Below are 24,914 nucleotides of genomic sequence, written 5' to 3'. Positions count from 1 at the left end.
ACGCGGTGATCACATCACGCCATCGCCTCGGCCCACTTCATATGTCCGTCGAAGCCCAGGGCAGTCGCCATTTCACGGTAACGGCCGCGATAGTCGTGGTAGGTCGCCTCGTCGCCATGCGCATGCGCCAGCAGCGTCCGCAGCCGCAACAGCGTGATCTCGTTGAGCGCGAGACCGAATGGCTGGGCAGCCAACCGGTCGATCGCGGCCTGCGCGTCCTCGATGTCGGCATCCCCGCCGCGGCGCAACAGCATCTCCACCAGGCAGGTGGTGGCGAAGATGCTCCAGACGTTTCCCGAGCTGAACAGGTACTCGGCCACTGACCGCGTCCTTTCGACTGCACCATCGAGATCTCCGGAGCCGGCCTCCTCCTTTGCGGAAAGCAGGTCAATGGGCGGGACCGCCGTCAATGTGAAACGCCCCCTCAGGGCGGCCTCTCGAGCCGCCGCAAGCAGGGCGAACCCAGCCTCGCGGTCCAACCCATCCCCGTGGACCAGCGTGATACCTCGAGCCATTTGAGCGAAAAGCAGCGCGAATCCGTCGCCCGACCGCTCCGCGGTGGTCAACGCGTCGGCGGTCTCCCGCAGGGCGTTGGCATCGGGCAACAATGCTCCGCACGGAATCGCGAGAACGTACTTGTAGAGGGTCACGCCGGCCAGGGACGTTGCGTCGGTTGCGCGCGCCATCGCCACACAATGCGCAAGATCTTCCTTCCATCCAGGTTGGCCGAGGCACCACCGCGCGCACCCGCGGAAAACGATCGCGCCCGACAACGGGGATCCGAAAACCACGCTGCCCATGGTGGAGTCGCCGCCGGCCAGTTCGATGACCCGCTCCGCCAGCCGCAACACTTCGGTCATGGCGCCGGCCTCGTGCTTTACGGCAAGCGCCGCGAACGACAACCCGACCGCCAACGCCGGGTCGCGGATCGATTCGAGCAGCGCGCTGTGTTCGGTGGCGAGCCGAGATCCGTCGCCGGTGTGCCCGTTCATGAATTCCTTCATCACCAGACCCGTCATGCCGATGGCCAACGACCGCTGGTCCCCGGCTTCGACGCAGAGGTCGCGCAGCTCGTCGAAGCCGGTGTCGACGCCGCTGCCCACTCGCCAGGAGCTGCCGGATAGCAGCGTCCGCGGGGCGATTCGCATGGACAGGCGAGCGAAGTGGTCGTGAGGCAACGCATCCGCGACCCGGCGCGCACGTTCCCAACTCAACCTCGCTGCGGCGACGTCGCGGATATACGACCACGCGCCGGCTCTCATATGCCAGTCGAATGCGGCCACCAGATCACGCGCGGCTTCCAGGTGTTCGGCGATCAGCGCAGCATTCTCGTCCAGGGAAGCGGGGTCACGCTGTTGGATCGCTCCAGCCAGCCGACGATGCAATTCTGCGCGGTCGGACTTCAGCTGCGATTCGTAGGCGACCGTCCGGATCAGTGGATGGCGGAAGGCGAACTCAGCGCTGGGCATGAATCGGATCTGGTCGACCAGCTCGGCCGTCAGGAGCTTCCCCACAGCGGGATCGTTTCCGAGGGCGTTCAGTAGCCCGGGCGTGAAGCGGGAACCGATCACGGCGGCGGCATTCAATGTCTGCTTGGCGTCGGGGTCAAGGCGGTCGATACGGGCGGCGATCGTCGCCTGCAGCGTTGCCGGAACAGTGATTTCGGCCACGTCCGCTTGGCAGGTGTAACGACCGCGGTCGCCTTGAAGCACACCGCGCTCGGCGAGTTCGCGCACCATCTCCTGGGCGAAAAACGGATTACCGGCGGCGCGCTCGGCAACCACTGCCCTGAGCCCAAGGACAGATGGGTCGGGTCCGAGCAGCTCGTCGAGCAGCACGGCTGTTTCCGAATCACTCAGTGGTGCCAGCGAAATGGTCTGTGCACCCTTCACCTGGGCCAACGCCCCCAGGTATTCGGGCCGGTAGGTGATCAACACCACCGCTGGCGTCTGCGGAATCACGCTGAGGAATTCGGCGAACATCGATTCGCTGACTTCGTCGATCCAGTGTGCATCTTCGATGACATACAGCGCCGGCTCGGTACGCGCCAGTGACAGCGAGTTGATCAACGCGGTCAATCGCCGCCGCCGCGCGTCCGGGTCGAGTTTCGGCAAGGCCACGTCCGGGTCGGAGATACCCAGCAGATCGTGCAGCAGCACCAGGTCCTCGTCGTCGGCGTCGACAGCTTGGGCGCGGAGGCGTGCGCGCGCATCCTCATCGTTCAGACCGCTCACCCCGGTAGCGGCACGGAGCAGGCGGGCCACCGAATGAAACGCGATGTCCGTGGCGTGGGATTCGCAATAGGTCGAGAACGCCTCGACACCCCGGCTGGTCGCCAGCCGCATCGTCTCGCGAACGAGTCGGGTCTTGCCGATCCCCGCCGGTCCCGCGACACACACCACGCATCCGCGACCGGTCCCCGACCGATCCAAAAGTCCTGCGATGGTGGTGACCTCGAGGTCGCGTCCCACCAGTGCAGCCTCCGCGGCACCGCTTATCTCATGCTGCAAGGCCACGCCGAGGAGCCGACGAGCGCGAACAGCTTCCGCGCCGCCTTTGATCTGCACCATCTCCGGCTGCGCAAGCATCGCGGCGTGCTCGACGAGCCGCGCGGTTGACTCACTGAGCATCACCCCACCCGGAGGGGCGACGGACTCCATGCGCTGGGCCATCCCCACCTGCTCGCCGATGGTGGTGTAACCCAAAGCGCCGGAACCGATCTCACCGGCGATCACCCGCCCCGAGTTGAGTCCGACGCGCAGCCGCAAGTTCTTCCCGTCGCGTTCCCGGACGTCGGCCGCAAGTGGCTTCGCCACCTCTTGAATGGCCAACGCCGCCAGGCAGGCACGAAAAGCGTGGTCCTCCAGAGCCGCCGGTGCACCGTATATCGCCATGATGCCGTCGCCGGTGAACTGATTCACCGTCCCTCCGTAGCGCTTCACGACAACCGTCGAACGTTCGACCAATTCGGCCATGATCTCGCGCAGCCGCTCGGCCCCGACCGCCGCGGCGATGTCCATCGAATGCACCACGTCGGCGAACAGCACCGTTACCTGCTTGTACTCCGCCGACTGTGCGCCGTCTGCCACTGGCGTACCGCATTCACTGCAGAACTTGGCTGTGCGGGACAACCAAGTGCCGCACGACGCACACGGCGGGCCCGTGTATCGTGTCACCGCTGGTCAGCCGCCGTATGTGTTATAGGTGAGCTCTGGCCTGATGAACCGCGACCATGGAGCCGGTGGACCGCGGCGGCCAGCTCGTCGTACACGGACAGCTCCGCCCGTAGCGGCGATAGGACGAACTCCTCTCCGACCGCCTCGACCCGCCGGCCCAGTTCGGCTTTCGCGCGTCGCCTGCGCCGGGACGCGCCGAACGCGACGAATGGTCTGATCAGAATTCGCAGCGCCAAGCCCGACGCGAGTCCTCCGACCAGCAGCACTGTCGGCCAGGAGAACGGCCCAAGAAGGGGTGCATCGAGATCGATCTGCAGATACGCGAGCACAGCGAGCAGCCCGAGCCACACGCCGCCCGCAAGGGCAGCCACCAGCAGCACCCACTGAACCGCCCCCGCCAGACGCCACCATCGCGGTGGCCGATTCGAGCCGAGGTCCGCGCCACCGACCGCCCGGTCCAAGGCATCAGGCACGGCACCCACTCGTGACTTGGCGGCTTCGAGAAGTAGCCGCGGCCAGGGTGCCGGTAACCCGCCCGACGCGGTGTCGGCGAGTGAGCGCACGGCGCTGTCCACGCCCGCGCGCGAGACCGCAGAAGCCGAGGGCAACGAGGTCCGGCGGAGTACTTCGTCCCCGGTGCTTGACTGCCCTAATCCTAAGCGGCGCAAAGGGTCCGGTCGCAGATGATGTATCCACCGCAGCGGCGGCCAGCCAACCGCCGCGAGACCGCGTCGCTCGTAAGCGCGGCCGACGGCACCGACTACTGCGGGAATGCCCGCAGCCTCGGCGAGGGCGGTTTGCAGGCGTCGCTCGCCGTCTCGCAGCCCGGGTACGGATCTCTGCTGCGGAACCAGCGGTGCGAGGCGTGCAGCCGTCGAGTCCAGATCTGCGCTCACCCGTGCCGTTCGCGCCTTGTGGTCGGCCACGGTCGCCGCAAGGAATTCACGTAACGGCGCCGCCCCGTCCGGTGTCACCGCTGACGTCGCGAGGACAGGCACGCCGCCCAGCCCGTCTTCGCCAAGCAGCCGGGTCAGGTCTCGTAGACACGCAGCCAGGTCGGGATCGGCCAGCCGGTCTGACTGGTTGAGGGCGACGATCATCACGTCACGGTGTGCGGCCAGCGGGCGCAAGTAGTCGTCGTGAAGGACTGCGTCGGCGTACTTCTGCGGGTCCAACACCCAGATGAAGGCGTCGACGAGGCGGACCAGCCGATCCACTTCAGCCCGATGCGACAATTCGGTGGAGTCGTGGTCAGGCAGGTCGAGCAGCACCAACCCGGAAAGCTCCGGTGCAGCTGACGCGTCACCGTGTTGCCGGGTCTTGATCTCCAGCCAGTCCAGTAGTTCCGTCGCGCCGTCGCGGCCGAAGACAACCGCTTGGGTATCGGAGGTGGTCGGCCGTCGAACGCCCACTGCGGCCAGCTGCGCTCCGGCGGCGGCGTTGAACAGCGAGGACTTTCCGCTGCCCGTCGCTCCGGCCAGCGCGACGACGGTGTACTCACCCGACAAGCGCAGTCGGCTGCCCGCCCGCTGGTCCAGATCGCGCAGCTCGGCAAGGACATCATCGGAGAGCCGACCGGACCCCAGTGTCACTACCGACGACAGCGCCGCCAGCCGGTCGACGAGCGTCACTGCAGCACCGCCGCGACGCGATTGGCGGCCGCCCGCAGCTCGTCACCCGACACCAGTGCCGACGCGGAACCCAGCACTTCGCCGTAGCGGGCGGCGTCGTGGCGCAGGAGGCCGTCGACTCGAGCCAGCAGTTCCTCGCGGGCCTGCCGGGCCAGGCCGCGAACCGCTTGTTCGCCGAAGATCGCTTCCAGCACTTTCTGACTGGCGACCGTCGTTCCCCCTGCGACCGCGATCTCGGCGCCGGTCAGTCCGGCCGTCTGGCTGAAGACCGCGAGCATCACGACCAGCCCGGCGCCGTTGACACCGTACGAAGCCAACCGCGCCCCCGAGCGCTTCGACGCGCCTTCGGTGCGGACCAGCTCGAGCACGAATTCCTCCCAGTCGCGGACGAGCCGCTCGACGGCCTCATCGAGCCCGGGGGCCGGCCGCGCCAGGTCGCCGGTCAGCAGCGGCGCGCCGGCCTGGTGTCGCGCCCAACACCCGTATGTCACCTCGGCGGCCTCTTCTACTGCCGCCCGGACGACGGTCGCGATGCCTGTCTCCAACGCCTCCCCGAGTTCCTCCACCGGTGTGGACCGCCCCGTGACCGCCGCCACCACGCGGTCCCGAACCCGCCCCACCCGCGATTCCAGCTTGCGCAGAAACTCGCCCGTACCGACCACGTCCTGCCACCGGGCCAGCACCTCGCCGCGCAGCAGCGTGCCGTCGCGAACCGCATCGTCCACGCGCGCGAGTGCGTCGCCGTACGCCGACGACACGCACGACTCCAGTTGCGAGCGCACCGCGAATTGATCGTCGGCCGCCTCGGCCAGTCCATACGTCCGGGGCGACAGGCTGCGCAGCGCTCCGTCCAGCGTGTAACGCACCACCGCCACCCGTTGCTCAGCGTCAGCGGTCAGACCGTCCAGCCATGAGCGAATGGGTGTTGTCGCCTTGTCCCGCAACCGCCCGGCGCGCAGGCCCTGCTCGGCGATCACGAACAGCGGTGCGCTGCCCAATCCGTTCGCTGCCAGCATGTCGGACAAGTGCGCGGCCACATCTCTTACCGCCTCCGGCGGGCATCGATTCAGCACGATCGCGATCGCGGTGCCCCGGTCGCGGGCGGTGTGAAGCAACTGCCACGGCACCGCATCGGCGTACCGGGCCGCGGTCGTCAGGAAGATCCACAGGTCGGCCGCGGCCAGCAGAGTGGACGCCAACTCGCGGTTGGTACTCACGACGCTGTCGATGTCGGGGGCGTCGAGCAACGCGAGACCGGGCCCGATACCTTCGTGCGGCACCAGGCGCAGGCCGTCCGGCCCGGACGATCGCGGTAGTTGCGGCAGAATCCGGTCGTCGGTGAACCACCTCAGGTCTGACGGGTGGCACACGATTGCAGGGCCGCGGGTCGTGGGCCGCAGCACGCCGGCGGGGCTGACGTCAGCGCCGACCAGCGAGTTGACCAGCGTCGACTTCCCCGCGCCAGTTGAGCCGCCCACCACCGCCAGCAGCGGGGCGTCGATGCTCCGCAGCCGCGGAACGAGGTAGTCGGCCAGCTGCCCGGTCAGCTCGCGAGCTTCACGTTCGGCCGACCAGGCCGACGGCGTAGGCAGCGGGAACGACGTCCGGCCCAGTACTTCGCCCAGAGCGGTGACCACATCGACGAGGTCGGTGGCTTCCGTCATTGCTCCAGCCTGCCCTAGGTGCGTCGCTGAGGCGGGCTCGTTCGCCCCAAAAGGTGCCTTGCAGGTCATCGCCGCGGTCAATCCATCTCGGATACGAATTCGTGTTCACAGATTCGGACTCGGTCGCCGTCATCGAGCACGACGTCGTTGTCCGCGAGCCTGCCGAGTCGGGTGGCAGCCCCGAGCAGTTCGACCGCCGTCTCGGCCCGCCTCAGTGACACCTACGGGCGACGAGCGATCATCCTGGTCGGCTTCTGTCTGGCGTTGCCGTGGTGCTTCGCGGTCGTGCCGCTTCTCGATAGCGGGTGACGGCTGCTCTTCGCGCTCGGCATCATGGGTTCCTTCGCCATTCTCGGCGTCTCCTACGGGCCGATGGCTTCGTTCATCCCCGAGGTATTCGAGACTCGATTTCGTTACACGGGAGCGGGTTTGGCGTTCAACCTCGGCGGCATGCGCCTGTGCACTTCCGGAGACTAGGGCAAAAGCGCTGTAGCGCTTCAAGCCTCGACGACCGCCTTGATGCGCTCGAGCGTCGTGCGCATGTCCCGAATGTTCCGTCGCTTGCGCAGGAGACCCAGAAACGACGTCACGCGTAAGACGGCGGGAACCGGGATCGAGAACGACTCCGTCACATCGGTGCCCGCGCCGTTGGGCGTGAACTCGTAGTGCCAGTTGTTGACCGCCATGTTTTTAACCAACACAGCAAATCCGAAGGCGCGGCCGGGCTCACATGCGGTGACACGGCACGTGGTCCAGTAGGTCGGCCCGATCTCGTTGCGCTTGACGTGACCCCGGAACCTGGCGCCGACCGACGGTTGTGTCACGCCGTCGAGCCATTCGGCGTCGAAGGTCTCCGGTGAGAACCGGCCGGTGTTCGTGACATCTGCGACGAGCGTCCAGATGTCCCTTGCGGGCGCCCGCATGTGAACCGTCACCGCGCCCTGCATCAGGCGATCCTAAAGCGCGGGTCTCGCTTACCTGTGAGTCCTGTCCGTTCGAGTGGCCCGGGCATGCCCGAGGGTGTCTACTCGATTCACCAGAAGTTCACGTTCGGTCTATCGAGGTGGGGCTCATGGCACGCATTGATTTGTTTGCGAAGATTCCATTGATCGGGATGTGTCTGGTGTTCCTGGCGATGTTCATCGTCGCGGTCACCGCGTACATTCACGTCGGCTGGTATTCAATCATCGGCTACGCGATTGCGGCCGTCGTCGCAGTGTGCGGCTTCGTGATGACGTTTCGTGACGTCAGCGATACGCCAGGACCTCCGGAGCAGTGGGATGCCCGTGGTAACCCCGTTGATCCCGCGTCTCCCGGAAACTGACTAGAGCGAGGACTGCTGCGATGACCACTGAACCCAAGCCGTCGACGTACGACAACTCCGCGCTGCTGGCGGAGGACGAGGGCTACCACAAGGGCCTCAAACCCCGGCAGCTGCAGATGATCGCGATCGGCGGTGCCATCGGCACCGGACTGTTCCTCGGCGCCGGGGGCCGACTACACAACGCCGGACCAGGCCTCTTCTTGAGCTACGCGTTCTGTGGCGTCTTCGTCTTCCTGATCCTGCGTGCGCTGGGCGAGCTCGTGCTGCACCGGCCGTCATCGGGGTCCTTCGTGTCGTATGCACGCGAATTCCTCGGAGAGAAGGCGGCGTTCGTCGCCGGCTGGATGTACTGGCTGAACTGGGCGTTCACGTCCATCGTCGACTGCACCGCGATCGCCACCTACTTTCACTACTGGAGGGCGTTCGGGAGTGTTCCGCAGTGGCTGATAGCCCTGATCGCGTTGGCGGCAGTGGTGGGCATAAACCTCATCTCGGTAACCCTGTTCGGGGAGCTCGAGTTCTGGGCTGCAGCCATCAAAGTCGTTGCGCTGATTACATTTCTGGTCGCGGGCACTATCTTCCTGGCTGGCCGCTACGAGATCCAAGGTCAGCCAACCGGTTTCAGCGTGGTCGCCGATAACGGCGGACTGTTCCCCGCTGGTCTGTTCCCGTTGGTGATTGTCATGTCCGGCGTCGTGTTTGCCTATGCCGCAGTCGAACTCGTCGGAACTGCGGCTGGCGAGACCGCTCATCCGCATAAGATCATGCCGCGTGCGATTAACTCGGTGATCGCACGTATCGCGGTCTTCTACGTCGGCTCATTGTTCCTGCTCGCCCTTCTTCTCCCCTACACCGCCTATCAGGCGGACGAGAGCCCCTTCGTCACGTTCTTTTCCAAGATCGGCGTCGAGGGCGCGGGCACGGTTATGAACATCGTCGTGCTGACCGCCGCATTCTCCAGCCTCAACGCGGGGTTGTACTCGACCGGCCGGATCCTGCGGTCGATGGCAATGAACGGCAGCGCACCGAAGTTCACTTCGGTGATGTCCAGCCGAGGCGTGCCGTATGGCGGAATCTTCCTGACCGCGGCCGTCGGGCTGTTCGGCGTCATCCTCAACCTTCTCTTCCCCGGCGAGGCGTTCGAGATCGTGCTCAACATAGCGGCTCTCGGCATCATCGCGTCCTGGGGCACCATCGTCATCTGTCAGCTCCAGCTCTACCGCTGGTCGAAACGCGGCATCCTCGAGCGGCCGTCATTCCGGTTGTGGGGCTCGCCGTACACCGGCTATCTCACGTTGGCGTTCCTGTTCGGCGTCGTCGTGCTGATGGCGTTCGACCCGCCGATCGGCACCTGGACCGTCGCCACGCTGGTGGTCATCATTCCGGCGCTCATCGTCGGTTGGTATACGGTCCGCGGCCGGGTGCTGGAGATCGCTCGGGAACGCGAGGGATTCACTGGATCCTTCCCGGTCGTGGCCAACCGGCCGCCGCCGAACCCCCGCGGCAAGGACGACGAGGAGTGAGCCGGCTCTAGGACTGCCCGGGGCCCGGCCTGCTGGTTTCGCAGCTATCGGAGGCGGGCCACGTCCTCGGCTCGGACCCGCGTCGTTAGGCTGTGCCGCATGGCTGCTGACATCGTGCCGATCAGGCTCGGGTTGACCAAGGGCGACCTCTACACACTGTGGGCTCCGCGCTGGCGGGATTCCGGCGACGAGTGGGAGGCCCTGCTGGGCAAGGATGACGACCTCTACGGCTTCGAATCGGTCGCCGATCTGGCCGCCTTCGTCAGAACCAATACCGACAACGACCTCGCCGACCACCCGGCCTGGCCGGAGCTGACCGAGGCGAACGCGCACCGCTTCGATCCGCCAGAGGAGCGGCAGTACGACCTGATCGGCGTGCAGGAGCTGCTGGCCGAGAAGCCCACAGAAGAATCCGTGGCGACCCTGCACCGCACGCTGGTCATCGTGTCGTCGGTCGGCTCGGTCTGCGAGTTGCCGAGTGTCACCAAGTTCTTCAACGGGAATCCGGTGCTGGGCTCGCTCGGCAACGGGATGGCCGACTTCGGCGGCCGCAGCGGCCGTAAGCGCTGGAGCGAGATCGGAGCCGTGGTCGGGCGGAGCTGGGACAACGTCGTCGACGCGATCGACGGCGTCGTCACCATTCCGGATGTCGACAAGGCTGCCTCGGAGAAGGCGGCGGCCGAACTCGAGGCGCCAAAGCCCGAGCCGATTGAGATCGAGGAAGCCGTCGAACCGGAGGCCGAGGACACGGCGGCCGAGAACGCATCCGACGAGGCCACGGAGTCCGAGACGGCTCTTGCCGATCAGGCCGGTGGGTTGGTGCTCGGCGAAGACGAGGACTTCTGGCTCAAGGTGGGCATCGACCCGATCCGGATGATCACCCGCGGCGGCACCTACTTCACGCTGCGCTGCTACCTCGACGACGCACCGGTGTTTCTCGGCCGCAACGGACGGGTCAGCGTGTTCGGTTCGGAGCGGTCGCTGGCCCGGTACCTGGCGGACGAACACGACCACGACCTGTCGGACCTGGCGACCTATGAGGACATCAAGACGGCGGCCACCGACGGTTCGCTGCGCGTCGACGTCACCGAAGAGAACGTCTATGTCACCAGCGGCCTGGCCGACGACCTGGCCGACGGACCCGACTCCGTGGATCGCGACCAGCTCGAGCTTGCCGTCGAGCTGCTGCGCGACGTCGGCGAGTACGCCGAGGACGACATCGTCGACGAGACATTGGATGCCGACATGCCGCTCGGTCGGCTCGTCGCCCACATCCTTGACCCCGACACCGTTCGCAAACCCAGCGGGCCCTACGCCGAGGCCGTCGAGCAGTGGGAGTCGCTGGAGACGTTCCTCGAGTCCCGGCTGCGCCAGGAGTAGCCACCGGTCGGCAGAGACCCGGCGGTCACGGTGGATTCTGTACTTCTACTGAAATTCGGCGAGCAGACGCAAAAGTGCCCGACACGCCGACATAACAGGCACTTTTGCGTCTGCTCGCGCAACTTCGCGGGGCCCACGCGCAGGAGATGCCTGCCTCACGATTCAGCCGATCAGCACGGCGAACCGCGGCTTGATCACTTCGTCGATGATCGCCAGTCGCTCGTCGAACGGGATGAACGCCGACTTCATCGCATTGATGGTGAAGCGCGCGAGATCGCTCCAGCCGTAACCGAATGCCTCGACGAGGCGCAACATCTCCTGGCTCATCGTGGTGTCGCTCATCAGCCGGTTGTCGGTGTTGACGGTCACTCGAAAGCGGCTGCGCGCCAGCAGTTCGAATGGGTGCTCAGCGATGCTGCCCACGGCGCCCGTCTGCACGTTGGAACTGGGGCACAGCTCGAAGGGAACTCTCTTGTCCCGTAGCAGCGCCGCCAACCGACCGAGGTGTACGGTTCCGTCCGCTGCGATGGTGATGTCGTCGACGATGCGCACGCCGTGACCCAGCCGGTCTGCACCGCAGAACGCGATCGCCTCGTGAATGGACGGCAGCCCGAACGCCTCTCCGGCGTGAATCGTGAAGCGGGCGTTGTTGCCTCGCATGTACTCGAAGGCGTCCAGATGTCTCGTCGGCGGGTAGCCGGCCTCCGCGCCCGCGATATCAAAACCGACAACGCCTTTGTCGCGGAAGCGGATCGCCAACTCGGCGATCTCCAGCGAGCGCGCCTGGTGGCGCATCGCGGTCACCAGGCAGCGCACCGTGATGCCGCGACCCTCACCGCTGGCCGCCTTCTCACCGTCGGCGAAGCCCGCCAGCACCGCGTCGACGACCGCGTCCAGCGACAGGCCGCGGTCGATGTGAAGTTCGGGCGCGAACCGGATCTCGGCGTACACCACGTGGTCGGCCGACAGGTCCTCGACGCACTCGTAGGCGACGCGGTAGAGCGCCTCCGTCGTCTGCATCACCCCTACCGTGTGCGCGAACGGTTCGAGGTACCGTTCCAGGCTGCCGCTGTGCGCGGCGGTTCGGAACCACGCGGCCAGACCGTCGACGTCGGCAACGGGCAGGTCGTCGTAGTCGGTCTGCTGGGCGAGGTCGAGAACGGTGGCTGGCCGCAGACCGCCGTCTAGATGGTCGTGCAGCAAGGCCTTGGGCGCCTGCCGAATCAAGTCGAGGGTCAACGGTGAGGTCATGACGAGATCCGATCGATGATCAACGGCCCGATGTCGGGGGCCGTGTCACCGACGCTCCACCCGCCGTCCATCTCCGCCATCGCGGACTCGAATCGCTCCGGGGTCTCGGTGTAGACCGTGAACAGCGTCTCCCCGGCGGCGACGGGTTCACCGGGCCGTCGGTGGATGCGCAGGCCTGCGCCGGACTGCACGCCTTCACCGGGTACCGCGCGGCCCGCACCGAGCCGCCACACCGTCAGTCCCACAGCCATCGCGTCGATATCTCCCATCGTGCCATCGCGGGGGGCGGTGATGGTTTCGGAGTGAGGGCCGATGGGCAACGGTTGAGCCAAGTCGCCGCCTTGGGCCGCGACGAGCCCGCGGAATTTGTCCATGGCGGTTCCGTCACGCAACGTCTTCGCGGGGTCGACGCCGTCCACTCGTGCGGCGTCGAGCATCTCGGCGGCCAACGCCAGCGTCAACTCCACGACGTCCGGCGGACCCCCGCCTGCCAGCACCTCGAGGGACTCCTCGACCTCGACCGCGTTACCAGCCGTGCGGCCCAGCGGCCGGTTCATGTCGGTCAGCAGCGCGCGGGTGACCAGACCCGCTGCCGCTCCCAGTTCGACCATGGTCTGCGCCAGCTCGCGGGATTCGGCCTCGGTCTTCAGGAACGCGCCCTTGCCCACTTTGGAGTCGAGGACCAGCGCCCGTGCGCCCTCGGCGATCTTCTTGCTCATTACCGAACTGGCGATCAGCGGCAGCGATTCGGTGGTGCCGGTGACATCGCGCAAGGCATAGATCTTGCGGTCAGCCGGGGCCAGCTCCCCTGCCGCGAAGATCGCCGCACCCAGCTCGCTGAGCTGTTGTCTGATCTGGCTTTTCGAGATCTCTGCGGTGAACCCGGCGATGGCTTCCAGCTTGTCGAGCGTGCCACCGGTATGTCCAAGGCCGCGTCCCGCGGCCTGCGGCACCGCCGCACCGCACGCCATGACGACGGGTACTAGCGGGATGGTGATCTTGTCACCGACACCGCCCGTGGAATGCTTGTCCACCAAGGCAAGCGGCTTGTCCGGCGCGTGGAAGGCACGTAGGTCGCTGAAATCCATCCGCTCGCCCGAGGTCACCATCGCGGCGGTCCAGCGTGCGATCTCGCCGCCCGTCATCCCGCGGAGGAAGATCGCCATCAACAGCGCCGACATCTGCTCGTCGGCCACCCGCCCGTTGGTGTAGCCGTCGATCACCCAATCGATCGCCGCGTCGGAGAGCACGCCTCCGTCGCGCTTGGTCCTGATGACGGTCGGCACGTCGAATGTGGCTTGGCTCACGGCTTTTTCGGCTCCCCGCAGGTCATGTCGCCGGGTCCGAACGCGTCGGGCAGAAGCTCGCCGAGCGGTCGCGGTCCCGACGGGTGGTCGATCAGCATCTGCGGGCCGCCGTGCTCGAGCAGCAACTGCCTGCACCGTCCGCACGGCATCAGCAGCTCGCCGTCGGCGGCCACGCAGGACAGGGCGATCAGCCTGCCTCCGCCGCCCGAAAACAGGTTGCAGACCACCGAGCACTCGGCACAGAGACCTAGGCCATATGAGACATTCTCCACATTGCAGCCGGCCACTATTCGACGATCATCGACCAGCGCCGCAGCGCCGACCGAAAAGCCCGAATACGGCGCATATGCCTTCGTTGAAACCTCGGTTGCCCTGCGTCGCAACATGTTCCAGTCGATATCGGCGGTCACGTCAATACCGCCAACCGGGCCCTGAATGCATTTCGAACCCTCCGTCCCGTGGCTCGTCACGTGATGTAGGTAACCCTAACTTCGAGGTCAAACGCCCTCGAACGGCTAACACGCTAGCGCTTTGGGCACTACAAAGGGGTTTAGAGTCGCCCCGACCACCGACGGCGTTGGAGGCCCGATGAGTACGAACACGGACATAGCGGCCCCGCGAGAGAAGCGGGCGCGCAGACGCACCCTGTATCGCGGCGACCCCGGTATGTGGTCCTGGGTCCTGCACAGGATCACCGGCGCGACGATCTTCTTCTTCCTGTTCGTCCATGTGGTCGACACCGCCTTGGTTCGGGTCAGCCCCGAGGCCTACAACCAGGTCGTCGACACCTATAAGACGCCGATAGTCGGGCTGATGGAGGTCGGCCTGGTCGCCGCCGTCCTCTACCACGCGCTCAACGGCATTCGCGTCATCCTGATCGACTTCTGGCGGCACGGCCCCCGCTATCAGCGGATGATGCTGTGGGCGGTGGCCGCCGTCTGGCTCGCAGTGATGATCCCCGCGCTGGGAGTGCTGGGCATGCACATGGCCGAGCGGTTCCTGTGAGCACCGCGTGGACGCCCCATCACCGCGAGGGCCGCATCGCCCCGGTGAGGGAGAAGGAGCACGACCGTCCGGCCTCGCTGGACCATCCGAGGGCGCCGCGTCGCCCAAGAGGCATTCCCTACTTCGAGAAGTACGCCTGGCTGTTCATGCGGTTCTCCGGCGTCGCGTTGGTCTTTCTCGCGCTCGGGCATCTGTTCATCATGTTGATGTGGGACGACGGCGTGTACCGCATCGACTTCAACTACGTCGCGCAGCGCTGGGCGTCGCCGTTCTGGCAGATTTGGGACATGGCCCTGCTGTGGCTGGCCATGCTGCACGGAGCCAACGGCATGCGAACGATCATCGGGGACTACGCGCGCAAAAACGTCACCAAGTTCTATCTGAACTCGCTGTTGCTGCTGGCGACCGGATTCATCTTGGTGTTGGGCACCTATGTCCTGGTCACCTTCGACGCGAACATCTCGTGAGGCTCAAAAGGAACATGAACTCCAATGATTGTTGAGCACATCTATGACGTCGTCATCGTCGGCGCGGGAGGCGCCGGGATGCGGGCCGCCGTCGAAGCCGGGCCACGCGCCCGCACCGCGGTGCTGACCAAGCTGTACCCGACGCGCAGCCACACCGGTGCGGCGCAGGGCGGTATGTGTGCGGCCCTGGCCAACGTCGAAGAGGACAATTGGGAGTGGCACACCTTCGACACGGTCAAGGGCGGCGACTACCTCGCCGACCAGGACGCCGTCGAGATCATGTGCAAGGAAGCCATCGATGCGGTGCTCGATCTCGAGAAGATGGGCATGCCGTTCAACCGGACGCCCGAAGGCCGAATCGATCAGCGCCGCTTCGGCGGACACACCCGCGACCACGGCAAGGCGCCGGTGCGCCGGGCCTGCTACGCCGCCGACCGCACCGGCCACATGATCCTGCAGACCCTGTATCAGAACTGCGTCAAGCACGGCGTCGAGTTCTTCAACGAGTTCTATGCGCTCGACGTCTGCTTGACCGACACCCCTGGCGGCCCGGTCGCGACGGGCGTCATCGCCTATGAACTGGCCACCGGCGACATCCACGTCTTCGCCGCCAAGGCTGTGGTGTTCGCGACCGGTGGATCGGGCCGGATGTACAAGACGACGTCCAACGCGCACACGCTCACCGGCGACGGCCTCGGCATCATCTTCCGCAAGGGACTTCCGCTGGAGGACATGGAGTTTCACCAGTTCCATCCCACCGGGCTCGCGGGGCTGGGCATCCTCATCTCCGAGGCCGTCCGCGGCGAGGGCGGCAGGCTGCTCAACGGTGAGGGCGAGCGGTTCATGGAGCGCTACGCGCCGACCATAGTCGATCTGGCACCCCGCGACATCGTGGCCCGCTCCATGGTGCTCGAAGTGCTGGAGGGCCGCGGCGCGGGACCGCTCAAGGACTACGTCTACATCGATGTGCGTCATCTCGGTGAGGAGGTGCTCGAGTCCAAGCTGCCCGACATCACCGAGTTCGCCAGGACCTATCTCGGCGTCGATCCGGTCAAGGAACTTGTTCCCGTGTACCCGACCTGTCACTACGTGATGGGCGGCATCCCGACCACGGTGCACGGTCAGGTGTTGCGCGACAACACCAACGTCGTCGCCGGGCTGTACGCCGCGGGCGAATGTGCGTGCGTCTCGGTGCACGGCGCGAACCGGCTCGGCACCAACTCGCTGCTCGACATCAACGTGTTCGGCCGTCGGGCGGGCATCTCTGCCGCGAATTACGCACTGGGCCACGACCATGTCGACATGCCCGAGCACCCCGAGGGCATGGTGATCGGCTGGATCGGCGACATCCTCTCCGAGCACGGCAACGAGCGCGTCGCCGACATCCGCGGCGCGCTGCAGCAGTCGATGGACAACAACGCCGCGGTGTTCCGCACCGAGGAGACCCTCAAGCAGGCGCTCACCGACATTCACGCCCTAAAAGAGCGCTACGCCCGAATCTCCGTGCAGGACAAGGGCAAACGATTCAACAGCGACCTTCTCGAGGCTATCGAGCTCGGGATGCTGCTCGAGCTGGCCGAGGTGACGGTCGCGGGTGCCCTCAACCGCAAGGAGTCGCGCGGCGGCCATGCCCGTGAGGACTATCCCAACCGCGACGACACCAACTACATGCGCCACACGATGGCCTACAAAGAGGGCGCCGATCTGCTGAGCGACATCCGACTGGACTACAAGCCCGTCGTGCAGACGCGCTACGAGCCGATGGAACGGAAGTACTGATGACGATCAGTCCCGAGGTGGAAACCAAGGACCCTGACCTGCCGCCGATTCCCGAGGGCGCCGTCATGGTGACGCTGAAGATCGCCCGCTTCAACCCCGAGTCGCCCGACGCTTACGCCGACTCGGGTGGCTGGCAGAGCTTCCGGGTGCCGTGCCTGCCGTCGGATCGACTGCTGAACCTGCTGCACTACGTGAAGTGGTATCTCGACGGCACGCTGACCTTCCGGCGGTCGTGTGCCCACGGTGTGTGCGGCTCGGATGCAATGCGCATCAACGGCGTCAATCGGCTGGCCTGCAAGGTGTTGATGCGCGACCTGCTGCCCAAGAAGAAGCCAGGCAAAGCACAAAAGACACTGACGATCACCATCGAACCGATCCGCGGCCTACCCGTGGAGAAGGACCTCGTGGTGGACATGGAGCCGTTCTTCGACGCCTACCGGGCGGTGAAGCCGTACCTGATCACCAGCGGCAACCCGCCGACCCGGGAGCGGATCCAGAGCGCGACCGACCGCGCGCGCTACGACGACACCACCAAATGCATCCTGTGCGCGTGCTGCACCACCAGTTGCCCGATCTACTGGAGCGAAGGCAGCTATTTCGGGCCTGCCGCTATCGTCAACGCACACCGGTTCATCTTCGACAGCCGCGACGAAGCCGCCGCCGAACGCCTCGACATCCTCAACGAGGTCGACGGCGTATGGCGTTGCCGCACCACGTTCAACTGCACGGAGTCGTGCCCGCGCGGCATCCAGGTGACCCAGGCGATCCAAGAGGTCAAACGCGCGCTGATGTTCGCCCGCTAGTCCCATCCGCGAGCGTGGTTCACGCAGTATTGCGTCTCAGTCAATATCTCTGTCGTAGAGGGTTTTCGGGGTGCGCGAAATACCGCTGTCCTGCGCGCGCCGAGGAGCAAACATGCACGATCGCCGAGCAGAAGGGGCGGTTGACATCCGCAGCGAGTGGGTACATGCAGCTTCGCCAGGAAGTCCCACTCACAGAAAACGAGATTGGACCATGACTGACCGCATGATCTTCCGACGTTCCTCGGCCACCACAGGCATCGCTGCCGCTGCGCTCGCGTTCACGCTGAGCGCCTGCGGCGGAGGTGACGACAAAGGTGATGAGAGCAGCACGTCATCGACCACGTCGAGCACGACGAGCAGTGCGACGACGACCATGACGACTCCGGCCCCCGCCCCGGGCACGGGCGCGCCGGGCACGGGTGCGCCCGGGGCGGGCGCAGGCGCGCCGGGTGCTGGCGCCGGTGCGGGACCCGGCGGCGCTGAGGCAGGGGCAGGTGGCGCAGGCGCAGGCGCTGGACCCGGCGGCGCGACCGCAGGTGTGCCTGGTGCGGGCGCTGGCGCAGGACCCGGCGGCGCCGGGGCGTGCGTCGGCAGCACATGCGTCGGAGTCCCCGCGCCCTGATAGCGGCTGACCACGCGTAACCGAAACTGCGGGCAGATCGCCGAAAGGCCCTGCCCGCAGTTTCGTGTGTGTGCCGCAGGGCTGTCACACATCGGCGGGCTGTGTCGTCTAACGGATATGACACAGAAAACGCGTATCGCTCCCCTGCCGCCGCAGCGTGCGTCGCTGCTGACCAAGCTGATGTACAAGTTCGCCAAACGCCGATTCGGCGAGGTGCCGGAGCCCTTCACCGTCGCCGCCCACCACCCGCGGCTGCTGATAGCCAACGGCGTACACGAGATGCTGCTGCAGTCCGGGTCGAAGAAGTTGCCTGCCAACGTGCGCGAGCTTGCAGTGTTCTGGACCGCGCGCACGGTCGGGTGCTCGTGGTGCGTCGACTTCGGCTCCATGTTGATCCGACTCGAGGGCCTCGACGTCGACAGGCTCAAAGACATTGACAACTACGCAACCTCGCCGGCCTATACGGATGACGAGCGGGCGGCCATCGCCTACGCCAACGCCATGACCACAGACCCGCACACCATCACCGACGAACAGGTCGACGACCTTGCGCGCCGCTTCGGCGACGACGGCGTGATCGAGCTGACCTATCAGATCGGTGTGGAGAACATGCGGGCCAGGATGTACTCGGCGCTTGGCATCACCGAGCAGGGCTTCAGTTCCGGTGACGCGTGCCGGGTTCCGTGGGCCGACGAGAACGCCCCATCGGAGAGCCGCTGAGCTTGTCGGGGTTCGCGACATCCCATATGGCGCAGATCTTTCCGTCGCGCACCGTCATCGCCGTCACTCGCGGTGACATCGCGGGATAGCTGCCGTCGGCGGGCGTACCGGGCGTGTAGCTACCGAGCTGGCCGTTGACGAGGGCCAACTGCGCGGTGGCGAGGAAGTTCGGCCCGTACCGGTTGGCGAGTCCGAAAAGGAACCGCGCAACCTTGTCCGGCCCGTGGATGACACGCGCCGCCGTCGGCGCCATTCGGTTGGAGTCCCCGGTGAACGTGACGTCGGGATGCAACAGGCGCACAACGGCTTTCATATCGCCTGCGGCGAGCGCGGCCATCAGGGACCCGACCAGTTCGTTGTGGGTGTCATCGGCGACCGGTTCCGGTGCGGACGCGACGGCCCGGCGGGCGCGCGACGCCAATTGCCGCGCGGTGGCAGCGCTGACACCGAGTACCGGCGCGATCTCGGAAAACGGCACGGCGAAGCCGTCGTGCAGAACGAACGCCACCCGCTGGTCGGGCGTCAACCGCTCCAACACCACCATGGCCGCGAACCTCGCGTCCTCGCCTGCCACCACCACTGCGAGCGGATCGTTGCCGTCGAAACCGGTCACCACCGGTTCGGGCAGCCATTCGCCCACATAGCTCTCGCGACGGTGGGCCGCCGATCGCAACCGGTCCAGACCCAGCCTGCTGACCACAGTCGTCAGCCACGCCCGCAGGTCGGTGATCTCGCCGGGCTTCGAACGCTCCCAGCGCAGCCACGCGTCCTGGACGACGTCCTCGGCATCGGCGACTGTGCCGGTGAGCCGATACGCTACGGCCAGCAGGTGCGGCCGCAGTTCCTCGAACTCGTCGACTCGCGTGCTGGCGGTCATGAACCGATTGTAGAAGCGTCGCGGCATTCACGGATTTCGTTGCCGTAGCGCCGCCTGTGAACGATTTGCACATTGAACCCCCGCAGCTACTACCGGAACCGTATTGTTCCGCACATGGCAGTCAAGGAAGCCGAGGCGGCCGCCGCCGGCGACAACGGCCCTGCCGGCCGGCGATTTGCTGCACCACGGCGAATCTTCCTGGGTTCCACCACAGCTCGTACCCTGGCGCGTACCGATGTGCCAGTCATCGTGGTTCCCCGCGACCGCACCTGAAGACGTTCGTGAACGCCTGCAAATAAAGGAGAGAACAGCAAATGAGCACGTCCATCTATGCCGTAACCGACCCTTCGACAGGCGAGGTGGTCAAGGAATACCCGACGGCGACGGATCAGCAGATCGAAACCGCGATCGCGGCGGCCAGCAAGGCGCACAGCGAGTGGTCGCGCGGCTCCACCGTCGCCGACCGTGCCGAACTGATCCGCAAGGTCGGCAAGCTGCACAACGAGCGCAAAGAAGAGCTCGCCAAAATCATCAATCGTGAGATGGGCAAGCCGATCGACCAGTCCGAGGGTGAGGCCGAGTTCAGCGGGGCGATCTACGAGTACTACGCCGACAACGCCGAGAAGTTCCTCGCCGACGAGCCCATCACGCTGCTCGAGGGCGACGGCTCTGCGATCATCCGGCGCAGCTCGGTCGGTGTGCTGCTCGGCATCATGCCGTGGAACTATCCGTACTACCAGGTCGCCCGGTTCGCGGGCCCTAACCTGACGCTCGGCAACACCATCCTGCTCAAGCACGCGCCGCAGTGCCCCGAGTCGGCGGCGGCCATGCAGCAGATCTTCACCGATGGCGGGTATCCCGAAGGCGCCTACGTCAACATCTACGCAACCAACGAACAGGTGGCCGACATCATCGCCGACCCGCGCGTGCAGGGTGTTTCGCTGACCGGTTCGGAGCGGGCAGGCGCCGCGGTCGCCGAGATCGCGGGCCGGAACCTGAAAAAGGTCGTCCTCGAACTCGGTGGCTCCGACCCGTTCATCGTGCTCAGCTCCGATGACCTGGACGCCACCGTGGAAGCCGCCGTCGACGGCCGACTCGAGAACACCGGGCAGGCCTGCAACGCCGCCAAGCGGATCATCGTCGCCGACAGCATCTACGACGACTTCCTGGACAAGTTCACCAAGGCCGTACTGGCGAAGGCCGACGGGCTTGCCCCGCTGTCGTCGGTGGCCGCCGCCGAACGGCTCGACGATCAGGTGAAGCGGGCCGTCGACGACGGCGCAACGCTGGTCTCCGAGGGTGAGCGCAAGGGCGCGTTCTTTCCACCGGGTGTGCTGACCAACGTGTCGCCGAAGTCGCCGTCCTACAAGGAGGAGCTGTTCGGTCCGGTGGCCACCGTGTACAAAGCCGGCTCCGAGGAAGAGGCCGTCGAGCTGGCCAACGACACCCCGTTCGGGCTCGGCTCGTATGTATTCACCACCGATGACGAGCAGGCCAAGCGTGTTGCCGACCGCATCGAGGCGGGCATGGTGTTCGTCAATGCCGTTGGCGCAGAAGGGGTTGAGCTGCCGTTCGGCGGCGTCAAGCGGTCGGGTTTCGGCCGCGAGCTCGGCCGCTACGGCATCGACGAGTTCGTCAACAAGAAGCTGATCCGTATCAGCTAGCTGTTGGCGATCCGCGGATGGCGCGCGAGCGACCCGGCTACCGCTTCGTGAAGATGATCCGGTGCCAGTCCTTCTCGGCGACGGCGGTGATGTCGCTCATCACATGCTTGATCGTCAAGTACTCCTCGAAGGAGTAGTCACTCATGTCCTTGCCGAAGCCCGATGCGCCGACGCCGCCGTGCGGCATCTCGCTGATGATCGGGATGTGGTCGTTGATCCATACACAGCCGGAGTGGATCTCGCGCGACGCACGCTGAGCGCGATAGACATCGCGAGTCCACGCCGACGCCGCAAGACCGTAGGCGGTGTCGTTGGCCTGCCGTAGCGCGTCGTCGTCGTCGGTGAACGACCGCACCGTCAACACCGGACCGAAGATCTCGTCGCGGTAGACCTCGGAGTCCTCGGCGACGTCGGCGACCACCGTCGGCCGGTAGAACGACCCCGGCAGATCCGGTGCGCTCCCACCGGTGACGATCCGGCCGTTCTGGCCGGGCGCCCGCTCCACCATGCCTGCGACCTTCGCCCGATGCGCCATCGAGATGAGCGGTCCGAGGTCGGTGTCCTCGTCATTGGGGTCGCCGACGACGATCTTGCTCATCACCTCGCCGACACCCGCGACGAAGTCGTCGTAGAGCTCACGGGCGACGATCGCACGGGTTGCGGCGGTGCAGTCCTGTCCGGTGTTGATCAGCGATCCCGCGACCGCACCTTGGATCGCGGCGTCGAGGTCCGCGTCGTCGAACACCACGAACGGCGCTTTGCCGCCAAGCTCGAGTTGGGTGCGATGACCATGCACCGCCGCGGCGGCCATCACCTTGCGACCCACCGCCGTCGACCCGGTGAACGTCACGACGTCGACGTCGGGGTGACCCGCCAGCGCGGTGCCGACGTCGCCGCCCGCACCGGTGACGACGTTGAAGACGCCGTCGGGCAGGCCGGCCTCGGTAGCCAGCCGCGCGAGGGTCAGCGTGGTCAGCGGCGTGAGCTCGGCGGGTTTGATGACGACGCTGCAACCGGCGGCCAGCGCAGGCAGTACCTTCCACACCGCCATCTGTAACGGGTAGTTCCATGGGGTGATGGTGGCGACCACCCCGACGGCCTCACGCCGGATGCTCGAAGTGTGGTCCCCGGAGTACTCCGCGGTCGCCTTGCCCTCGAGGTGGCGCGCGGCCCCTGCGAAGAAGTCGACGTTGTCGATGCTGCCTGGGACGTCGAACTCGCGGGCCAGCCGCGCGGGCTTGCCGGTCTGGCTCACTTCCTCGGCGACCAGTTCGTCGGCGTGGTCGGACATCAGCACCGCCAGCTTGGCCAGCACGGCCGCGCGGTCGACCGGGGTCGCGCTACCCCAGTCGCGCTGCGCCGTCCGTGCCGCCGCAACAGCGGTGTCGACGTCGGCCGGGGTGGCCAACGCGAGTTCGGTGACGATTTCACCGTTCGCCGGGTTGACGACCTGATGTTGGGCGCCGCCGGTGACCACCGCAGCGCCGTTGATCCAGCTGCCGGCCACGCTGGCCGATACCGTCACAGTCATGGCCCAACGCTAGCCGACGGCCCTACCCGGCGGCTATGCAATCCCTACGCATTCCCGCAGTCGCGACATAGCTCAGCGCGTGATTTCATTGGTTTGGTTGCTTGTAACGACGGATTCCGTGCACAATCTCAAGCATGGCCAATCCGGGTGCTGAGGGCACCCATCCCGTCTCCCTGCGCGTCCAGTCACGTCCGGGGGCGGCCGTCCAGCTCGACGAGCTGTCCAAAGCGATCATCGAGAACCTGCAACAGGACGGCCGACGCTCGTACGCGGGCATCGGCAAGGCGGTGGGGCTCTCCGAGGCCGCGGTCCGGCAGCGGGTCCAGCGCATGGTCGACGCGGGCGTCATGCAGATCGTCGCCGTCACCGATCCGATGCAACTCGGCTTCGCCAGGCAGGCGATGATCGGCATCCGCTGCACCGGCGACACGACGCTGGTGGCCGAGAAGTTGGCCGCGATAGACGCGGTCGAATATGTGGTGCTGACCGCGGGTTCCTTCGACGCCATCATCGAAGTGGTCTGCGAGGACGACGACGATCTGCTCGATCTTCTCAACACCCAGATACGCGCACTGCCGGGAGTGATATCCACCGAAACGCTCGTTTACTTGAAACTTGTTAAGCAGCAATATAATTGGGGCACAAGATGACACAGACACTGATCAACGAACCCGTCACGAGCGATCTGGGCGCAAAGGCCAACCGCCACCTGTGGGGCCACTTCGCGCGCCACGGCGAGGGCATCACCCCGCCGATCATCACCCGCGGCGAGGGCGTGCACATCTTCGACGACAAGGGCAAGAGCTACATCGACGGGCTGTCGGGTCTGTTCGTCGTGCAGGTCGGCCACGGCCGCAAGGAACTCGCCGAGGCCGCCGCGAAGCAGGCAGAAACGCTGTCTTTTTTCCCACTGTGGTCCTACGCGACACCGCCCGCGATCGAACTGTCCGAGCGCATCGCCGGGTACGCGCCGGGCGACCTGAACCGGGTCTTCTTCACCACCGGTGGCGGTGAGGCCGTCGAAAGCGCATGGAAGCTGGCCAAGCAGTACTTCAAGCTGACCGGGAAACCCGCTAAGCACAAGGTGGTTTCGCGCTCGATCGCTTACCACGGCACTCCGCAGGGCGCGCTGTCCATCACCGGCATTCCAGCGTTCAAGGTGCCGTTCGAGCCGCTGGTACCCGGCGGCTTCCGCGTCCCGAACACCAACTTCTACCGGGCACCCGAGCCGTACGACACCGACCTCAAGGACTTCGGCCGCTACTGCGCGGACCGGATTGCCGAGGCCATCGAGTTCGAGGGCCCGGACTCGGTCGCCGCGGTGTTCCTCGAGCCGGTGCAGAACGCCGGTGGATGTTTCCCGCCGCCGCCCGGATACTTCGAGCGGGTCCGCGAGATCTGCGACGAGTACGACGTGCTGCTGGTGTCCGACGAGGTGATCTGCGCTTACGGCCGAATCGGTTCGATGTTCGCCTGCAACGACTTCGACTACGTGCCCGACATCATCACCTGCGCGAAGGGTCTCACATCGGGCTACTCCCCGATCGGCGCGATGATCGCCAGCGACAGGCTGTTCGAGCCGTTCAACGACGGCAAGACGGTGTTCGGGCACGGCTACACGTTCGGCGGCCACCCGGTGTCGTCGGCGGTCGCGCTGGCCAACCTCGACATCTTCGAACGCGAAGGCATCAACGACCACGTCAAGCAGAGCGCCCCGGCGTTCCGCGCGACGCTCGAGAAGCTGTACGACCTGCCGATCGTCGGCGACGTCCGCGGTGAGGGCTTCTTCTACGGCATCGAGCTGGTGAAGGACAAGACCACCAAGGAGACCTTCAACGACGAGGAATCCGAGCGGCTGCTGCGCGGCTTCCTGACGCCCGCGCTGTGGGAGGCGGGACTGTACTGCCGCGCCGACGACCGCGGCGACCCCGTCGTGCAGCTGGCTCCCCCGCTGATCAGCGGGCAGAAGGAGTTCGACGCGATCTACGACATCTTGAGCAACGTGCTGGGTGAAGCCAGCCGCATGCTCTAAACCTGCCCTGACGCGAGCGCTCAGCCTGGTACACCTTTGCGGCGCAAAACCGTACCAGGCTGTGCGGTCGGCAGTTCGGTGAAGTCACATTTGCAACTCTCATCACTCCCGTCACAGCGTGCCTACCCGAAATCGGACCGCGGATCGCCTAATCTGCG

The 24,914-nt window shown here is 66.0% G+C and carries 21 protein-coding genes and 2 pseudogenes; 14 read left to right on the top strand and 9 right to left on the bottom strand.

The window, feature by feature from the left end:
* Positions 1-14: 14 nt before the first annotated feature.
* From C6A82_RS06365 to C6A82_RS06355, 3 genes are read right to left on the bottom strand one after another with little or no spacing between them, the layout of a single operon-like run.
* Positions 15-3,176: an adenylate/guanylate cyclase domain-containing protein gene (locus tag C6A82_RS06365; protein WP_105343829.1), complete on the bottom strand. Its 3,162-nt coding sequence runs from the start codon at positions 3,174-3,176 to the stop codon at positions 15-17.
* Complete coding sequence (locus C6A82_RS06360; RefSeq protein ID WP_105343831.1) at positions 3,173-4,807, bottom strand: GTPase; 1,635 nt, start codon at positions 4,805-4,807, stop codon at positions 3,173-3,175. The genes C6A82_RS06365 and C6A82_RS06360 overlap by 4 nt, the downstream gene beginning before the upstream one ends.
* Positions 4,804-6,471, bottom strand: coding sequence for a dynamin family protein (locus C6A82_RS06355; RefSeq protein WP_233216853.1), 1,668 nt, complete (start codon positions 6,469-6,471; stop codon positions 4,804-4,806). The genes C6A82_RS06360 and C6A82_RS06355 overlap by 4 nt, the downstream gene beginning before the upstream one ends.
* 333 nt (positions 6,472-6,804) lie before the next feature.
* On the opposite strand from C6A82_RS06355, the gene C6A82_RS06350 reads away from it, so the two are divergent.
* Entirely contained in the window at positions 6,805-6,948 is a 144-nt protein-coding gene (locus C6A82_RS06350; protein ID WP_142405913.1) for an MHS family MFS transporter, read from the top strand.
* A gap of 20 nt (positions 6,949-6,968) precedes the next feature.
* Here C6A82_RS06350 and C6A82_RS06345 read toward each other — a convergent pair whose 3' ends face one another.
* Positions 6,969-7,418: an SRPBCC family protein gene (locus C6A82_RS06345; protein ID WP_105343834.1), complete on the bottom strand. Its 450-nt coding sequence runs from the start codon at positions 7,416-7,418 to the stop codon at positions 6,969-6,971.
* A gap of 125 nt (positions 7,419-7,543) precedes the next feature.
* Here C6A82_RS06345 and C6A82_RS06340 point away from each other — a divergent pair, with 125 nt between their 5' ends.
* The 3 genes from C6A82_RS06340 (at position 7,544) to C6A82_RS06330 (ending at position 10,698) form a co-directional block, all read left to right on the top strand.
* Entirely contained in the window at positions 7,544-7,795 is a 252-nt protein-coding gene (locus tag C6A82_RS06340) for a hypothetical protein (RefSeq protein WP_105343836.1), read from the top strand.
* A gap of 20 nt (positions 7,796-7,815) precedes the next feature.
* Positions 7,816-9,318, top strand: coding sequence for an amino acid permease (locus C6A82_RS06335; RefSeq protein WP_311101717.1), 1,503 nt, complete (start codon positions 7,816-7,818; stop codon positions 9,316-9,318).
* A 99-nt stretch (positions 9,319-9,417) separates the two neighbouring features.
* Positions 9,418-10,698: a primosomal protein gene (locus C6A82_RS06330; protein ID WP_105341979.1), complete on the top strand. Its 1,281-nt coding sequence runs from the start codon at positions 9,418-9,420 to the stop codon at positions 10,696-10,698.
* Positions 10,699-10,860: 162 nt separating this feature from the next.
* On the opposite strand, the gene C6A82_RS06325 is transcribed toward C6A82_RS06330, so the two are convergent.
* Genes C6A82_RS06325 through C6A82_RS06315 form a run of 3 tightly spaced genes read right to left on the bottom strand, consistent with a single transcriptional unit; the run spans position 10,861 to position 13,666 of the window.
* Positions 10,861-11,949, bottom strand: a complete 1,089-nt coding sequence (locus tag C6A82_RS06325) for an adenosine deaminase (RefSeq protein ID WP_105341977.1) — start codon at positions 11,947-11,949, stop codon at positions 10,861-10,863.
* Positions 11,946-13,256: a thymidine phosphorylase gene (locus C6A82_RS06320; RefSeq protein WP_105341975.1), complete on the bottom strand. Its 1,311-nt coding sequence runs from the start codon at positions 13,254-13,256 to the stop codon at positions 11,946-11,948. The genes C6A82_RS06325 and C6A82_RS06320 overlap by 4 nt, the downstream gene beginning before the upstream one ends.
* Complete coding sequence (locus C6A82_RS06315) at positions 13,253-13,666, bottom strand: cytidine deaminase (RefSeq protein ID WP_105341973.1); 414 nt, start codon at positions 13,664-13,666, stop codon at positions 13,253-13,255. The genes C6A82_RS06320 and C6A82_RS06315 overlap by 4 nt, the downstream gene beginning before the upstream one ends.
* A gap of 178 nt (positions 13,667-13,844) precedes the next feature.
* Between C6A82_RS06315 and sdhC the strand changes: the two genes are divergently transcribed.
* The 6 genes and pseudogenes from sdhC to C6A82_RS06285 all read left to right on the top strand — a co-directional run.
* The gene (gene sdhC, locus C6A82_RS06310; protein WP_105341971.1) at positions 13,845-14,261 is read left to right on the top strand and encodes a succinate dehydrogenase, cytochrome b556 subunit; all 417 of its coding nucleotides are present in this window, start codon (positions 13,845-13,847) and stop codon (positions 14,259-14,261) included.
* Positions 14,258-14,728, top strand: a complete 471-nt coding sequence (locus tag C6A82_RS06305; RefSeq protein ID WP_105341969.1) for a succinate dehydrogenase hydrophobic membrane anchor subunit — start codon at positions 14,258-14,260, stop codon at positions 14,726-14,728. Before sdhC ends, C6A82_RS06305 begins: the two co-directional genes overlap by 4 nt.
* A gap of 24 nt (positions 14,729-14,752) precedes the next feature.
* Complete coding sequence (gene sdhA / locus C6A82_RS06300; protein WP_311101716.1) at positions 14,753-16,507, top strand: succinate dehydrogenase flavoprotein subunit; 1,755 nt, start codon at positions 14,753-14,755, stop codon at positions 16,505-16,507.
* Positions 16,507-17,310, top strand: coding sequence for a succinate dehydrogenase iron-sulfur subunit (locus tag C6A82_RS06295; protein ID WP_105341895.1), 804 nt, complete (start codon positions 16,507-16,509; stop codon positions 17,308-17,310). The genes sdhA and C6A82_RS06295 overlap by 1 nt, the downstream gene beginning before the upstream one ends.
* A 211-nt stretch (positions 17,311-17,521) precedes the next feature.
* A complete protein-coding gene (locus tag C6A82_RS06290; RefSeq protein ID WP_158261583.1) occupies positions 17,522-17,932 on the top strand; it encodes a hypothetical protein in 411 nt (136 codons plus the stop codon).
* An 84-nt stretch (positions 17,933-18,016) separates the two neighbouring features.
* Positions 18,017-18,652: pseudogene (locus C6A82_RS06285) on the top strand (carboxymuconolactone decarboxylase family protein); the annotation flags it as partial.
* On the opposite strand, the gene C6A82_RS06280 reads toward C6A82_RS06285, so the two are convergent.
* On the bottom strand, positions 18,588-19,529 hold the full coding sequence (locus C6A82_RS06280) for a sigma-70 family RNA polymerase sigma factor (RefSeq protein ID WP_105341906.1): 942 nt from the start codon (positions 19,527-19,529) through the stop codon (positions 18,588-18,590). The pseudogene C6A82_RS06285 and the gene C6A82_RS06280 overlap by 65 nt on opposite strands.
* Positions 19,530-19,700: 171 nt before the next feature.
* Here C6A82_RS06280 and C6A82_RS06275 point away from each other — a divergent pair.
* Positions 19,701-19,802 (top strand): annotated as a pseudogene (locus tag C6A82_RS06275) (universal stress protein); the annotation flags it as partial.
* Positions 19,803-19,843: 41 nt separating this feature from the next.
* On the top strand, positions 19,844-21,193 hold the full coding sequence (locus C6A82_RS06270; protein WP_311101715.1) for an NAD-dependent succinate-semialdehyde dehydrogenase: 1,350 nt from the start codon (positions 19,844-19,846) through the stop codon (positions 21,191-21,193).
* A gap of 37 nt (positions 21,194-21,230) precedes the next feature.
* Here C6A82_RS06270 and C6A82_RS06265 read toward each other — a convergent pair whose 3' ends face one another.
* Complete coding sequence (locus tag C6A82_RS06265) at positions 21,231-22,724, bottom strand: gamma-aminobutyraldehyde dehydrogenase (protein WP_105341486.1); 1,494 nt, start codon at positions 22,722-22,724, stop codon at positions 21,231-21,233.
* Between the two features lie 134 nt (positions 22,725-22,858).
* On the opposite strand from C6A82_RS06265, the gene C6A82_RS06260 reads away from it, so the two are divergent.
* Together C6A82_RS06260 and C6A82_RS06255 are read left to right on the top strand one after the other, a co-directional pair.
* Positions 22,859-23,374, top strand: coding sequence for an Lrp/AsnC family transcriptional regulator (locus C6A82_RS06260; protein ID WP_105341488.1), 516 nt, complete (start codon positions 22,859-22,861; stop codon positions 23,372-23,374).
* Positions 23,371-24,756 carry an aspartate aminotransferase family protein gene (locus C6A82_RS06255; RefSeq protein ID WP_105341490.1) on the top strand — a complete coding sequence of 462 codons (1,386 nt, stop codon included), beginning with the start codon at positions 23,371-23,373 and terminating at the stop codon, positions 24,754-24,756. Before C6A82_RS06260 ends, C6A82_RS06255 begins: the two co-directional genes overlap by 4 nt.
* Positions 24,757-24,914 lie beyond the last annotated feature (158 nt).

The sequence above is a fragment of the Mycobacterium sp. ITM-2016-00318 genome (genome assembly GCF_002968285.2).
GTDB lineage: Bacteria > Actinomycetota > Actinomycetes > Mycobacteriales > Mycobacteriaceae > Mycobacterium.
Note: the sequence above shows the minus strand (reverse complement) of the source record. Positions and strands in the feature narration are given on the sequence as shown.

Excerpts from the sequence above, each read along its gene's own strand:
- C6A82_RS06265 (WP_105341486.1), bottom strand. The coding sequence starts at position 22,724 with ATGACTGTGACGGTATCGGCCAGCGTGGCCGGCAGCTGGATCAACGGC.
- C6A82_RS06330 (WP_105341979.1), top strand. The coding sequence starts at position 9,418 with ATGGCTGCTGACATCGTGCCGATCAGGCTCGGGTTGACCAAGGGCGAC.
- C6A82_RS06280 (WP_105341906.1), bottom strand. The coding sequence starts at position 19,529 with ATGACCGCCAGCACGCGAGTCGACGAGTTCGAGGAACTGCGGCCGCAC.
- C6A82_RS06350 (WP_142405913.1), top strand. The coding sequence starts at position 6,805 with ATGGGTTCCTTCGCCATTCTCGGCGTCTCCTACGGGCCGATGGCTTCG.
- C6A82_RS06270 (WP_311101715.1), top strand. The coding sequence starts at position 19,844 with ATGAGCACGTCCATCTATGCCGTAACCGACCCTTCGACAGGCGAGGTG.
- C6A82_RS06325 (WP_105341977.1), bottom strand. The coding sequence starts at position 11,949 with ATGACCTCACCGTTGACCCTCGACTTGATTCGGCAGGCGCCCAAGGCC.
- C6A82_RS06340 (WP_105343836.1), top strand. The coding sequence starts at position 7,544 with ATGGCACGCATTGATTTGTTTGCGAAGATTCCATTGATCGGGATGTGT.
- C6A82_RS06260 (WP_105341488.1), top strand. The coding sequence starts at position 22,859 with ATGGCCAATCCGGGTGCTGAGGGCACCCATCCCGTCTCCCTGCGCGTC.
- sdhC (WP_105341971.1), top strand. The coding sequence starts at position 13,845 with ATGAGTACGAACACGGACATAGCGGCCCCGCGAGAGAAGCGGGCGCGC.
- C6A82_RS06355 (WP_233216853.1), bottom strand. The coding sequence starts at position 6,471 with ATGACGGAAGCCACCGACCTCGTCGATGTGGTCACCGCTCTGGGCGAA.
- sdhA (WP_311101716.1), top strand. The coding sequence starts at position 14,753 with ATGATTGTTGAGCACATCTATGACGTCGTCATCGTCGGCGCGGGAGGC.
- C6A82_RS06295 (WP_105341895.1), top strand. The coding sequence starts at position 16,507 with ATGACGATCAGTCCCGAGGTGGAAACCAAGGACCCTGACCTGCCGCCG.
- C6A82_RS06345 (WP_105343834.1), bottom strand. The coding sequence starts at position 7,418 with ATGCAGGGCGCGGTGACGGTTCACATGCGGGCGCCCGCAAGGGACATC.
- C6A82_RS06290 (WP_158261583.1), top strand. The coding sequence starts at position 17,522 with ATGACTGACCGCATGATCTTCCGACGTTCCTCGGCCACCACAGGCATC.
- C6A82_RS06255 (WP_105341490.1), top strand. The coding sequence starts at position 23,371 with ATGACACAGACACTGATCAACGAACCCGTCACGAGCGATCTGGGCGCA.
- C6A82_RS06335 (WP_311101717.1), top strand. The coding sequence starts at position 7,816 with ATGACCACTGAACCCAAGCCGTCGACGTACGACAACTCCGCGCTGCTG.